The sequence below is a fragment of the Streptomyces sp. NPDC014889 genome (assembly GCF_043081205.1).
Lineage (GTDB): Bacteria > Actinomycetota > Actinomycetes > Streptomycetales > Streptomycetaceae > Streptomyces.
On the sequence record NZ_JBIBWH010000009.1, the window covers coordinates 335,481 to 348,565 of the forward strand.

General features: G+C 73.9%; 11 protein-coding genes. 6 read left to right on the forward strand and 5 right to left on the reverse strand.

Translation table 11 applies throughout. The features are described from left to right. Window positions 1-439 precede the first annotated feature (439 nt). On the reverse strand, window positions 440-1,714 hold the full coding sequence (locus ACF09J_RS20380) for an SGNH/GDSL hydrolase family protein (RefSeq protein ID WP_392306920.1): 1,275 nt from the start codon (window positions 1,712-1,714) through the stop codon (window positions 440-442). 455 nt (window positions 1,715-2,169) lie between these two features. Here ACF09J_RS20380 and ACF09J_RS20385 point away from each other — a divergent pair, with 455 nt between their 5' ends. Together ACF09J_RS20385 and ACF09J_RS20390 are read left to right on the forward strand one after the other, a co-directional pair. Then, the gene (locus ACF09J_RS20385) at window positions 2,170-3,144 is read left to right on the forward strand and encodes a polysaccharide lyase family 1 protein (protein ID WP_392306830.1); all 975 of its coding nucleotides are present in this window, start codon (window positions 2,170-2,172) and stop codon (window positions 3,142-3,144) included. A gap of 96 nt (window positions 3,145-3,240) precedes the next feature. Next, window positions 3,241-4,041, forward strand: coding sequence for a pectate lyase (locus tag ACF09J_RS20390; RefSeq protein ID WP_392306831.1), 801 nt, complete (start codon window positions 3,241-3,243; stop codon window positions 4,039-4,041). Between the two features lie 70 nt (window positions 4,042-4,111). Here the strand turns inward: ACF09J_RS20390 and ACF09J_RS20395 are convergent, their stop codons facing one another. Continuing rightward, window positions 4,112-4,867, reverse strand: coding sequence for a PaaX family transcriptional regulator C-terminal domain-containing protein (locus ACF09J_RS20395; protein WP_392306832.1), 756 nt, complete (start codon window positions 4,865-4,867; stop codon window positions 4,112-4,114). Between the two features lie 66 nt (window positions 4,868-4,933). Here ACF09J_RS20395 and ACF09J_RS20400 point away from each other — a divergent pair, with 66 nt between their 5' ends. Beyond that, window positions 4,934-6,691, forward strand: a complete 1,758-nt coding sequence (locus ACF09J_RS20400) for an acyl-CoA dehydrogenase family protein (protein WP_392306833.1) — start codon at window positions 4,934-4,936, stop codon at window positions 6,689-6,691. 77 nt (window positions 6,692-6,768) lie between these two features. Here the strand turns inward: ACF09J_RS20400 and ACF09J_RS20405 are convergent, their stop codons facing one another. Next, window positions 6,769-7,356 (reverse strand): hypothetical protein, encoded by a 588-nt coding sequence (locus tag ACF09J_RS20405; RefSeq protein WP_392306834.1) that lies wholly within the window; start codon window positions 7,354-7,356, stop codon window positions 6,769-6,771. Window positions 7,357-7,640: 284 nt separating this feature from the next. On the opposite strand from ACF09J_RS20405, the gene ACF09J_RS20410 reads away from it, so the two are divergent. Then, the gene (locus tag ACF09J_RS20410) at window positions 7,641-8,726 is read left to right on the forward strand and encodes a WD40/YVTN/BNR-like repeat-containing protein (protein ID WP_392306835.1); all 1,086 of its coding nucleotides are present in this window, start codon (window positions 7,641-7,643) and stop codon (window positions 8,724-8,726) included. 141 nt (window positions 8,727-8,867) lie between these two features. Here the strand turns inward: ACF09J_RS20410 and ACF09J_RS20415 are convergent, their stop codons facing one another. Then, complete coding sequence (locus tag ACF09J_RS20415; RefSeq protein WP_392306836.1) at window positions 8,868-9,545, reverse strand: uracil-DNA glycosylase; 678 nt, start codon at window positions 9,543-9,545, stop codon at window positions 8,868-8,870. Between the two features lie 177 nt (window positions 9,546-9,722). Here ACF09J_RS20415 and ACF09J_RS20420 point away from each other — a divergent pair, with 177 nt between their 5' ends. Then, complete coding sequence (locus ACF09J_RS20420; RefSeq protein WP_392306837.1) at window positions 9,723-10,715, forward strand: N-acetylglucosamine kinase; 993 nt, start codon at window positions 9,723-9,725, stop codon at window positions 10,713-10,715. Window positions 10,716-10,899: 184 nt separating this feature from the next. Continuing rightward, a complete protein-coding gene (locus ACF09J_RS20425; RefSeq protein ID WP_392306838.1) occupies window positions 10,900-11,823 on the forward strand; it encodes a sirohydrochlorin chelatase in 924 nt (307 codons plus the stop codon). Window positions 11,824-11,949: 126 nt separating this feature from the next. Here the strand turns inward: ACF09J_RS20425 and ACF09J_RS20430 are convergent, their stop codons facing one another. Next, entirely contained in the window at window positions 11,950-12,984 is a 1,035-nt protein-coding gene (locus ACF09J_RS20430; RefSeq protein ID WP_392306839.1) for a lactonase family protein, read from the reverse strand. Window positions 12,985-13,085: the final 101 nt, after the last annotated feature.

The window sequence follows — 13,085 nt, forward strand, 5'->3', positions numbered from 1 at the left end:
CGGGTGCCCACAAGCGTGCTGGTCACCCCGTCCCTCCCAGAGAACGTCACGGCCCGCTTCCGCGCCACCGGGCTCCGCCGTCCGCCACGGCCCGGGTTGCGGCCCGCGTGCGGACCGGCATCCTGTCCGCAGCACGGGCGGGGCGCGGTTTCCGGACGCGGATCCGGCGCGACCGCTCCGGAAAACACCACCGGCACGGCTCAGGCGCCGCTGCCGCTACGGCACACCCGCGCGCGCCCGCCGAAAGGGCCACAAGCCGGACCGCCGAAAAGGCCGACGCCCGGCAGTAAGGCCGTCGGGCGCCCGCCTCACAGGCCGACCGCCCGGCAGCGGCAGCGGCACGCACCCACGGGGAACCAGCACGGGGAACGAGACGGCACCGGCGAGAACGACCGGCGCCCTTCGGGCCGCCGCCCGGCAGGCCCGTGGGGCGGGGCCGTCAGTGGCGGAACAGCCCCGCGGGAACCGTGCCGGCGAGGGCCCCGTAGCCCTGCGGGTTGAGGTGCAGCCAGTCCCCGGCGTGGAAGTCGGGCCGCAGCCGGCTCGGCTGTGCGGGGTCGCGGACCGCGCGGTCGAAGTCGACGAGCGCGTCGAAGTGCCCGCTCGCCCGGATCCAGGCGTTGACCGCCTGACGGGACTTCTCCCGCAGGCCGGCCGGGTCGTCGTAGGGGTCGTTGCCGCCGAACGGCAGCAGGGTGGCGCCGTAGACGCGGATGCCCTGGGCGTGGGCGCGCACCACGATCTGCTGGTAGGCGGCGATCAGGTCCTCGGTGACCTGGCGCTGGGCGGCCGGGGTCGCGTCGGCGGTGCCGATGTCGTTGACGCCCTCGAAGACGATCAGCCAGGCGACGCCGCTGCTGGAGAGGATGTCGCGGTCGAGGCGGGCGAGGACGTTGGGGCCGAGGCCGTCGTTCAGGACGCGGTTGCCCCCGGCGGCCTGGTTCAGGACGGCGAGGTCCGCGGTGGCGGGGCGGGAGCGGAGCCGGTCGTAGAGCTGGTCGGGCCAGCGGTCGTTGGCGTTGGTGGTGGAGCCGCGCCCGTCGGTGAGCGAGTCGCCGAGTATCGCCAAGGCCTCGGTCGAGGCCTTGGCCTCCACCTCGACGCCGCTGATCAGGTACCAGTGGTCGGCCGGGGTCGCCCCGGACAGGTCCGCGTCCCGGGTGTGGTCGCCGTGGAGGAAGTACGACGTCGTACGCGAGCCCGGGTGCGAGGTGAGGGCGAGGGAGGGCTGGCCCTCGGCCAGGTACGCCGTCACGGTGAGGTTGGACGCGGCCCGCAGGTCGAGGTCCAGCGGGTCGGAGACGACCTGCGCCCCGACGGGTACGGTCGTCGACGCCCGCCCGGAGAACGTCGCCTTCCGGGTCGTACGCGGCTCGACGGCGCTGACACCGGCCGCTCCGTCGCGCGGCAGCGCCACCGTCACGGCGGTCAGGGGCAGCGGGGTGTCACCGAAGGCGTTGGAGAAGCGCAGCCGGATGCGGTGGCCGCCGGTGGAGACGTGCAGCGTCTGCCGCACGGTGGTGTCGACGAGGACGGCGCGGTCGCCGGTGAAGGGTGCCGGGGGCAGGTTGCCGGGCTCGGTGAGCTGCGGCATCGCCGTCCAGGTGTTCACCCAGTGCCGTGCGGCCGCGGTCGGCGGCCGGTCGGCGGCGATCACCCGGTCCGGCCGGTGCACCAGGGCGGTGACGGCCGAGACGGTGACGACGAGGGCCATGACCAGAACGCACACGCCGATCAGGTCGGCGCGGCGGGTTCTGGAATGGCGGGTTGTTCCGGGCGGTGTCACGTGCGTCCTCCGTTGGATGTGCGGGGGTGCGAGCGGACGGGGTACCCGCGGCGGCCCGAGGCGCGCGGGACTGCCCGAGGCGGGCTGCCGCCGCTGCATGGTGGCATGGACATGGCCGTCATGGAAGCGCTCCCACGCCTCACCGTCGGCACCCTCCACCATCCACCCGCGAGTGGCTGGATGTGACCTGCGCGAGGCGTTGACTAGAAAGCGCTTGCACTCTACGTTCCGTTCAACAACGTGACCGCAGGGCGCTACTTGAGGCCCTCAATGGACACGCTGACGCGTAAATCGTTCTGCTCGCTGTACGGCATTCACGTATACGACCTGACGCACCCTCGTATACGCCCCCCACCCGGTCCTTCCGAAGGGACAGCATCCGTATGCGTACTCGCCCCTCACGCCCCCGCGTGCCCAGGTCTGCGCTGGCTGCGGCCGTCGCCGCTGCCGCCACCCTCGCGGTGCTCGCCCTGCCACAGCAGGCCGGGGCCGCCGAGAGCTCACCGGTCGGTTTCGGCGCCGGCACGACCGGCGGCGGCAGCGCCTCGGCGGTGACCGTCTCGACGCTCAGCGCCTTCAAGTCGGCCGTGACCGGAGGCACCGCCAAGGTGATCAAGGTGAACGGCCTCATCTCGCTGAGCGGTCAGGTCGACATCGGCTCCAACACCACGGTGCTGGGCGTCGGTTCGTCCTCCGGGTTCACCGGCGGCGGGCTGCGGCTGAAGAACGTCAGCAACGTCGTCGTCCGCAACCTCCAGATCAGCAAGGCCGTCGGGACGGACGCGATCACCGTCCAGGGCTCGACCAAGGTCTGGATCGACCACAACTCCCTGTCCTCCGACCGCGACCACGGCAAGGACTACTACGACGGCCTGGTCGACGTCTCGCACGCCTCCGACTACGTCACGGTGTCCTGGAACACCTTCAAGGACCACTACAAGGGCTCGCTCGTCGGCCACAGCGACAGCAACGCGAGCGAGGACACCGGGCATCTGCGGGTGACGTACCACCACAACTGGTTCAACAACGTCAACTCCCGCATCCCCAGCCTGCGTTTCGGCACGGGGCACTTCTACGACAACTACGTCGTGGGCGCCGAGACCGCCGTGCACTCGCGCATGGGCGCCCAGATGCTCGTCGAGAACAACGTCTTCCGCAGCACGTCGGTCGCCGTCACCACCAACCGGGACAGCAAGCAGGACGGTTACGCCAACCTGCGGGGCAACGACCTCGGCGGCGCCGCGACCGAGGTGTCGCAGGCCGGCACCTTCACCAGCCCGCCGTACAGCTACACGGCCGAGGCCGCCTCCGGTGTGGCCTCCTCGGTGACCGCGGGCGCGGGCACCGGGAAGATCTGACCGCCGCCCCGCACCGCCCGATCGCCCTGCCATCGCCCAACCACGGCCGTCACCCAACCGCACGGCCGTCACCGGACCGCACGGAAGGAAAAGGACATGACGCCCGCAGCACGACCGCGCCCGCGACGACGCGCGCTGACCGGGGGCCTGGCCGCACTCGGCCTCTCGGTTGCCATGCTCATGACACAAGGGGCCTCGGCGAGCGCCGCCACCTGGCCCACCGCCAACGGCAGTCAGGCGGTGACCGCCACCATCTCGGTGTCCGGCACCAAGGACTACGGGATGAAACGCCTGTACGGCAGCGGCGCCCTGGGCACCGGTGGCCAGGAGGAGAACCAGAAGCCGATCCTCGAACTGGCCGCAGGCGCCGTCGTGAAGAACGTCATCATCGGCTCTCCCGCCGCCGACGGCATTCACTGCCTGGGCAGTTGCACGCTGCAGAACGTCTGGTGGGAGGACGTCGGCGAGGACGCGGCGACGTTCCTCGGCTCCGCGTCCTCCAACGTCTACACCGTCTCCGGCGGCGGCGCGAAGGAGGCCAGCGACAAGGTCTTCCAGTTCAACGGCGCCGGCACGCTGAACGTGTCGAACTTCGCGGCGCAGAACTTCGGCACCTTCGTGCGCAGTTGCGGCAACTGCAAGACGCAGTACAAGCGGACCATCAACCTCAACACGATCGAGGCCACCTACAAGGGCGGCCGGATCGCGGGGATCAACACCAACTACGGTGACAGCGCCACCCTGAAGAAGATCACCATCATCGGGGACTCGGGCAAGAAGATCATCCCCTGCCAGAAGTACACCGGGAACAACACGGGCGCCGAGCCGACCAAGGGCGGCACGGACGCCGACGGCACGTACTGCAAGTACACGGCGTCCGACATCACTTACAAGTGATCCCGACGCGGTGAGAGCGCGGTCGCGCGCGGTGCGCCCGGGGGCGCCGCGCGCGACCGCGGCCGTGCGTTCACCGCCTCGCGCGTCCGAGCATCTCCTCGGTCAGCTCCCGTCGGCAGTCGGTGTACGTGCTGCGCAGCTCCGGGCCGGGCCAGCGCGCGGGAAGCAGGGGCGCGGGCAGCACGGGGTCGGCCAGCAGGTGCCGTACGACGGCCGCGAGGGCGGTGAAGCGGTCGGCGGGCCGGTCCGTGCGCGCGACCAGGTCGAGCAACGCGCGGGCGGTCGCCGCCCAGTCGTCGACCGGCCACAGGCGCGCGGCCAGATCGGCGGCGGGCTCCTCGGGCCGGGCGGTGAAACGCCGGACGGCCGGGGACAGTTCGCCCGGCCAGGGGCGGAGCAGATTGGCGGGGCGCAGCCAGACGCCCTCGCGGAGCTCGGCGAGCCGGAGAGCCGTCAACCGGGCGCGCAGGTCGGCGCGTTCGGCGGGCTCGCGGCCGGTCGCCGTCACGACGACCATCTCCCACTCCCCGTTCCAGGGACGCGTCTCGGGGTGCACGGCCGCGTCCTGGCGCCGCTGGCGTTCCAGCAGCCGCTCGCTGAGGCCATGGACGGTGTCGGAGCGTCGCAGGTCGCCGGCGGCCACCATGCGGCTCAGGGCCGCGCGCAGGGTGGATCCGCCGATCCCGAAGGGTTCGACCGCTCGTACGAGGTCCTTCACGGGCAGTTCGGGCGGGTGCGTGCCCAGCAGCAGGCTCAGGACGACCGACCGCGCGGACAGCGGGCGCAGCCCGGCCCCGGCGGGCTCCTGGGAGGCGTTCATGGTCATGTACTGTACGGACCTTCGGCATGTTGCACTCTTGCTGCGACCGCAGCCAGAGTGCAACATGGACGCATGGTCTCGACACTCGCGCAGGAGCAGCAGGAACGACTGACACGGCGGGCCGGGCAGGAGCGGCAGGGGCAGGAGGTGCGGCCGGACGGGGAGGCGCCGGCCGGACCACGGCCCCGGCCTTTCGCGCCGGACGCGACGCACGCCGTCACCAACCAGGCCCCTCCCCTGGCGCCCTACGACGCGTCCGACGACGCTGCGCTGCTGGAGGGCCTGCGCCGGGAGGGCGCCGGCTGGGCCGAGGACGACCTGCGGCGGCTCGGGGCGCTGGCCGGGAGCGTCGAGCCCCAGGAGTGGGCCGAGCAGGCCAACCGGCACGAGCCCGTACTGCGCACCCACGACCGCTACGGCAACCGGGTCGACGAGGTGGACTTCCACCCCGCCTGGCACCACCTGATGCGGACCGCGGTCGCCGAGGGCCTGGCCGGCGCGCCATGGGCGGACGACCGGCCCGGCGCGCACGTGGCCCGCAGCGCCGGCGGCCTGGTGTGGGGGCACACGGACGCCGGGCACGGCTGTCCGACGTCGATGACGTACGCCGCGGTGCCCGCCCTGCGCGCCCAGCCGGAGCTGGCCGCCGTGTACGAGCCGCTGCTGACCGGCAGGGTGTACGAGCCCGGGCTGCGGGTGCCGACCGAGAAGCAGGGCCTGCTCGCGGGCATGGGAATGACCGAGAAACAAGGCGGTTCGGACGTACGGACGAACACCACGACGGCCACGCCGACCGCGGAGCCCGGGGTGTACACCCTGCGCGGGCACAAGTGGTTCACCTCGGCGCCCATGTGCGACGTCTTCCTGGTGCTCGCCCAGGCTCCTGGCGGGCTGTCCTGCTTCCTGGTGCCGCGCGTGCTGCCGGACGGCAGCCGCAACACCTTCCGCGTCCAGCGGCTCAAGGACAAGCTCGGCAACCGGTCCAACGCCTCCTCCGAGCCGGAGTTCGACGGGACCGTGGCCTGGCTGGTCGGGCCGGAGGGGCGGGGCGTCAAGACCATCATCGAGATGGTCAACTGCACGCGCCTGGACTGCGTGATGATGTCGGCGGCGCTCATGCGCAAGACCCTCGTCGAGGCGGGCCACCACGTCCGGCACCGCGGCGCCTTCGGCGCGCTGCTCATCGACCAGCCGCTCATGCGGAACGTGCTGGCCGACCTGGCGCTGGAGTCCGAGGCGGCGACGACTCTCACGCTGCGGCTGGCCGGTGCGGCCGACCGGACGGTGGGCGCCGGCGGCGGGGGCGGCGAGGCCGCGTTCCGGAGGATCGCGACCGCGGTCGGCAAGTTCTGGGTGACCAAGCGGGGGCCCGCCTTCACGGCGGAGGCCCTGGAGTGCCTGGGCGGCAACGGTTACGTCGAGGAGTCCGGGATGCCCCGGCACTACCGGGAGGCGCCGCTGCTGTCGATCTGGGAGGGCTCGGGCAACGTCAACGCCCTCGACGTCCTGCGGGCGCTCGGCCGGGAGCCCGGCACGGCGGAGGCGCTGTTCGCCGAACTCGCCCTGGCCCGGGGCGCGGACACCCGCCTGGACGCGGCCGTGACCCGGCTGAAGGCCGGTCTGAGCGAGGCGTCCCCGGCCGGCGCCCGCCGCCTGGTCGAGCTCATCGCCCTGACCTTGCAGGCCTCCCTGCTCGTCCGGCACGCCCCGCCCGCCGTCGCCGACGCCTTCTGCGCGACCCGCCTGGGCGGCGACTGGGGCCACTCCTTCGGCACACTGCCGAACGGCGCGGACATCGACGCCATTCTGGAACGGTCGCTTCCGGTGTAGGGGCGAGGCGGGGGCGGGGGCCCGGCGCCGCGGGGTTGCCCGGCCCGTCCGGCGTCGCCGCCCTCCGGCCGGGACGGTCACCAGGCGTTGCGGCTCCACAGAGGGCCCAGGCGGGCCCACTCGGTGTCCCACTGGGCCAGGCGGCGGCGTTCCAGTCCGGCGCGCACGACGTGGCCGGCGACGAGGGGGACGGAGGCGGCGCCCAGCCCCACCAGGCCGCCGGCCATCACGGCCCGCGCGCGGGCCTGGGCGGGCGAGGCCGGTTCGGTCACCAGGCGGCCCCTGGAGTCGGTCCACACGGTGACCGGGGTGCCGACGGCACTGCCGGGCCACACCCGGGCCCAGCCGGTGCGCGTGGTGCCGTCCGGGGCGGTCCAGCGCACCTTTCCCCACACCCGCAGGTTCGTGCCGGCACCCTCCTCGGTCCCCGCGGCCGTGCCGGGCGCCCGCTCGGTGACCCGCGCGACCGTGGGCGTCCGCGCGAGGGGTTCCAGGGCCGTGGCCTGCTCCGCGCCCCGGGCCGCCGTCCATCCGGCGAGCACCCCGGCGAGAACGCCGAGCACCCAGGTGCCGAGCACGACCCAGGCCTCCACCGTGTCGGCGCGGCGTTTGAGCGGATTGCGGCGCCATCGCCACAGCCGCACCTTCGGACCACGGAACGCCATCGACGGCATCCTCCTCACGGGCACACGTACCTGCCGGACCGCCCTCCCATACGGCGGAGGGCTCCCCGATGCTCACGCCGAGTTCCCAGGCCCGGGCGTCCCATGGGTGCCGCGCCCCGGGCGCCCCCTGGTTCCGGCGGCGGGCACGACCGGGCCCGTATTCCAGCCATGCCGCTGTGACCTGCGACGACGCCGATGCGGAGAGGACTGTCAGTGGTGGGGTGCACACTGGCCGGTGTCCGGGACAAAGAGGTCCGGACGAAGACCTCGCGGAGGTGATCGGCATGACCGAGGTACTGCTCGCCGTGGGCACGCGCAAGGGCCTGTTCATCGGGCGGCGGCGGGAGGGCGTCTGGGAGTTCGACGACAGTCCCCACTTCAACGCCCAGGCCGTCTACTCCGTCGCCATCGACGTCCGCGGCCCCGTCCCGCGGCTGCTGGCCGGCGGGGACAGCGCCCACTGGGGCCCGTCGGTGTTCCACTCCGACGACCTCGGGCGCACCTGGACCGAACCGGCCCGCCCGGCCGTGCGGTTCCCCAAGGACACCGGCGCCTCGCTGGAGCGGGTGTGGCAGCTCCACCCGGCCGCCGCCGAGCCCGACGTGGTCTACGCGGGCACGGAACCGGCCGCGCTGTACCGCTCCGAGGACCGCGGCGAGAGCTTCGACCTGGTCCGCCCGCTGTGGGAACACCCCACACGGTCGAAGTGGGTGCCGGGCGGCGGCGGTGAGGGCCTGCACACCGTGGTGACGGACCGCCGCGATCCGCGGGCGGTCACGGTCGCCGTGTCGACCGCCGGGGTGTTCCGCACGGCCGACGGCGGAGCGAGCTGGGCACCGTCCAACTCCGGGGTGTCCGCCGTGTTCCTGCCCGATCCGAACCCGGAGTTCGGCCAGTGCGTGCACAAGGTCACGCAGGACGCGGAGAACCTCGACCGGCTGTACCTGCAGAACCACTGGGGCGTGTACCGCAGCGACGACGGAGGCGCGCACTGGACGGACATCGGCGAGGGCCTGCCGTCGACGTTCGGTTTCACCGCGGCCGCCCACCCGCACCGCGGCGGCACCGCGTACGTCTTCCCCATCAACGCGGACGCGGACCGGGTGCCCGCCGGCCGCCGCTGCCGTGTGTTCCGCACCGCGGACGCGGGCCGGAGCTGGGAACCGCTCTCGGCGGGCCTGCCGTCGGAGGACCACTACGGCACGGTGCTGCGCGACGCGCTGTGCACCGACGACGCGGACCCGGCCGGCGTCTACTTCGGCAATCGCAACGGCGAGGTGTACGCGTCGGCGGACGACGGCGACAGCTGGCGGCAACTGGCCTCGCACCTGCCCGACGTGCTCTGCGTGCGGGCGGCGGTCATCGGCTGAGAGGGGCGCCCACTCCATCAGGCCCACGGCCGCGACCGCGTGGGCCTGGTCGCGGGTGATGTCCGCCGCGACCGGGATGCCGAGCAGGATCAGGCCGATGGGTTGGTTGATCAACCTCCTTGCCGGCGACCGCCGTTGCGCCTAGGGCAGTCGCCAGTCCACCGGCTCGGCCCCCTGCCGCTGGAGGAGGTCGTTGGCCCGGCTGAACGGGCGCGAGCCGAAGAAGCCCCGGTCCGCGGACATCGGCGAGGGGTGCGCCGACTCGATGGCCGGGTACTCGCCGAGCAGCGGCCGCAGATTGCGCGCGTCTCGCCCCCACAGGATCGACACCAGCGGCCGCTCCCGCGCGACGAGGGCGCGGATGGCCTGCTCGGTGACCTCCTCCCAGCCCTTGCCCCGGTGGGCGCCGGGCTTGCGCGGGGCCGTGGTGAGCGCCCTGTTGAGCAGCAGCACGCCCTGCCGGGTCCACGGGGTCAGATCACCGTTGGAGGGCCTGGGCAGGTTAAGGTCCGAGTTCAGCTCCCGGTAGATGTTCTCCAGGCTGCCCGGCAGCGACCGCACCTCCGGCGCGACCGCGAAGCTCAGGCCGATGGCCATTCCGGGCGTCGGATAGGGATCCTGACCGACGATCAGGACCCTTACGTCGTCGAAGGGTTGCTGGAACGCCCGCAGGACGTTCGCCCCCGCCGGGAGATACGTCCGGCCGGCCGCGACCTCGGCGCGCAGGAAGTCCCCCATGCCCGCGATACGTCCGGCCACCGGTTCCAGGGCCTTCGCCCAGCCGGCCTCTACTAGTTCATACAACGGTCGTGGTGCCACGCTGCGTCACTCTAGCGGCCCACACCGACAATCCCTGCCCGCGGACCGGTCCCCGCGGGCGTCCGCGGACGCTAGTGTTCCTCCTCACCAAGGCCGTCGAGCGGGCCGCGCGGATCGCGCGGCCGGCCGTCAGCGGGAAGGAGCCCGGTGCGTCCAGTGCCCGAGCCAGGTGCTGCCGTGACAGGGGACTCGCCGGCCGGCGCGGCCGGATTCCTCGCCGTGGACTCGGGCGGCTCCGGGCTCCGGGCCGTCGTCGGCGTGCCCGGGCGCGGGGCGCTGGCGCGGGGGGAGTCCGGTGAGCCGGTGCGCACCGGCGCGCGGGGCATCGAACCCGGACACCTCATGGAGCAACTGGTGCCCATGGCCCGCGCGTTGGCCGCCGAGGCCGGCGTGGGACGGCTGGAGACGGCCGTACTGGGGGCGGCCGGGCTCGCCACCCTGGGCGACGCGCTGCGGGCCGAACTGCCCGGAGCGCTGGCACGGCAGCTCGGCGTACGCCGGGTCGCGCTGGCCGCCGACGCCGTCACCGCCTACGCCGGAGCCTTGGGCCCCCGCCCCGGCGCGGTCGTCGCCGCCGGAACCGGTCTGATCGCGATCGGCACCGATCTCACCGGCTGGCGGCGCGCGGACGGCTGGGGACATCTGCTCGGCGACTGCGGCGGCGGAGCGTGGATCGGACGGGCGGGCCTGGAGGCCGCGCTGCGCGCCCACGACGGGCGGGACGGCGGCTCGGCGCGACTGCTGGCCCGCGCCGAGGAGGTGTTCGGGCCGACGGCGGAACTGCCCGGCCGGCTCTACCCGCGCTCCGACCGGGCCGCCGTGCTGGCCTCCTTCGCCCCCGAGGTGGCGGCCTGCGCGGCCGGCGACCCCGTCGCGGCCGGTGTGCTGCGCGCGGCCGCCCGGCACATGGCCGAGTCAGCCGCGGCCGTCTGCCCGCCCTCGGAAGAGCCGCTGCTCGCCCTGACCGGCGGCCTGTTCAAGCTCGGCGACCCGCTCCTCGTGCCGCTGGAGAAGGAACTCTCCGAGCGGCTCCCGCACGCACGGCGGGTGCCCGCCGAGGGCGATCCGCTGCACGGCTGCGTGCGCATCGCGACCGACCTGGCCAGGGACGTCCTCGCCCTTCCGGATGATGAGAAGCTGCTGTACGTACCTCCCCCACAAAGGGATTGATCCCCCACGTCCGCATCTGCCGGACAAATGCACTGATGGACCGCGCCAGTTGCCGCATCCGGCCTGGTGACGCCGGACCACGCCGCACACCGGTACGTAACCCATCAGACAAAACCGGACGGATACCGCTCACCTGCACCCTCCCCGAACAGGGGAACCCCCGAAGCCAGTAACATGCGGCGCCATGAGCTCCCCCACTGGGCCCGCGCCCGGCCTACCAGTACGAATGCCGCGCCCCCGCCAGCCGGGACGGCACCGCCGCCCCGAACCGCTGGCGGCGCCCGAGGGCGCACCCGCTCTCGTCCTCGCGGTGCCGGGGACCCCTGGCGACGCCACGCGGGGCCTCGCCGAGGAGGTCGTGAGCATCGCGCGCTCCGAGCTGCCCGGCCTCGACGCCCGGATCGGCTACCTCGACGGGGACGACGCGGACCACCCGACCGTGCAGACCGTACTCACCCGTGCGGCCGAGGAGCGGACCGCCCGTTACGAGCAGGCCGTCGCCGCCGGAGCGGACGTCAAGCAGCCCGACGGTCCCGTCGCGGTCGTGGTGCCGCTGCTGGCCGGTCCGGACAACGCGCTGCTGCGCCGGATCCGTCAGGCCGTCATGGACAGCCGTGTCGCCGCCGAGCTGACCGACGTGCTCGGCCCGCACCCGCTGCTCGCCGAGGCGCTGCACGTCCGGCTGTCGGAGGCGGGCCTGGCCCGCGCCGACCGCGCCCGCCTGTTCACCGTGGCGACCGCGGCCGACGGGATCATCCTGGCCTCGGTCGGCGGCGAAGAGGCCGTGCAGGCGGCCGGGATCACCGGCATGCTGCTCGCCGCCCGCCTCGCCGTTCCGGTGATGGCGGCCGCTCTCGACCAGGACGGCTCGATCGCCGACGTCGCCGAGCAGTTGCGGGCCGCGGGCTCCCAGCAGCTTGCCCTGGCGCCGTACCTGATCGGCCCGGAGATCGACGCGGAGCTGGTCCAGGCCGCCGCCGAGGAGGCCGGCTGTGCCGCCGCCGAGGCACTCGGCCCGTACCCGGCGATCGGCAAGCTCGCCCTGGCCGGCTACACGACGGCCCTGGGCATCGCCCCGCAGCAGCCGCAGAGCGCGCCGGCGCGCTGACGCCCGCGGCCTTCACCCCGTACGACCCGGGGCCCGCTCCTCGCCATCCGAGGGGCGGGCCCTTCGCCGTACGGAACCTCGTGCCGTCCTGGCAGCGCTCGTGGACATGCGCGGCCGTGCGCGCGTTCAGCCGAAGACCACGCAGGACGCCGCCGGCACCGCGACCTTGCCGGCCCGCGCGGGCAGCCCCGTCTTCCCGTCCACGGCGAACCAGGTCACGTCCCCGGAGCGCTCGTTGGCGACGTACAGGAAGCCGTCGGACAGGGTCAGCGCCCGGGGCCAGTGGCCGCCGCACGGCACGCACCCGACCAGCCGCAGCCGCTCCCCGTCCGCCTCGACCGCGAACACGGACAGGACGTCCTCGCCGCGCGTCGCGGTCCACAGGAACCGGCCGTCCGGCGCCACCGCGATGCCCGAGGGATAGGCGTCCCCGGCCGGGGCGTCCGGCAGGAGCGGGTTCTCCGTCAGGGGCTTGAGCGAGCCCTCGGCGGCGTCCCAGCGGCAGACCGTGACGGTGGGCCTCAGTTCGTTGACCACGTAGGCGTACCCGCCGTCCGGGTGGAAGGCCAGGTGGCGGGGTCCGGAGCCGGGCCGCAGCGCGATCTCCCGGTGCACGGCGAGCTGCCCGTCGACCAGGGTGCAGACCCGCACCGAGTCGGTGCCGAGGTCCACGCTGACGGCCCAGCGGCCGCTCGGGTCCGGCTGCACCTGGTGGGCGTGCGGACCGCGCTGGCGCCGCTCGTGCGGGCCCGAGCCGGTGTGCCGCAGCACGTCCGAGGCGGCCGGGGCGAGGCGCCCGTCGGCGCGGACGGGAACGGCGCTGACGCTGCCGGAACCGTAGTTGGCCGTCAGGACGTGCCCGTCGAGCAGGCTCAGGTGGGTGGGGCCGCTGCCGCCGACGCTCACCGGCGGCCCGGTCAGCTCGACCGTCTCGCCCTTCACGCGGTAGGCCGCCACGGCGCCCTCGGCCGTCTCGCTCACCGCGTAGAGCGTGCCGCCGTCGCGGGAAAGGGCCAGGTAGGAAGGGTCGAGGACACCGTCGACCCCGCTGAGCACGGTCAGCGCCCCGCCGTCCTCGGACACCGCCGCGGTGACGACCCCGGGGCCTCCCGCCGCCGTGAACGACCCGATGAACGCCCGCCGCCTGCCGCCGTGTGCCACCACTGGTCCCCTCTCGGTCGTCCCGTCCGAGCGACGGTAGCAGTCACCCCCGTTCGGTCTAGACCAAGTCGCGGCGTGGCCCCCCTCGTGCCGTCGGCATC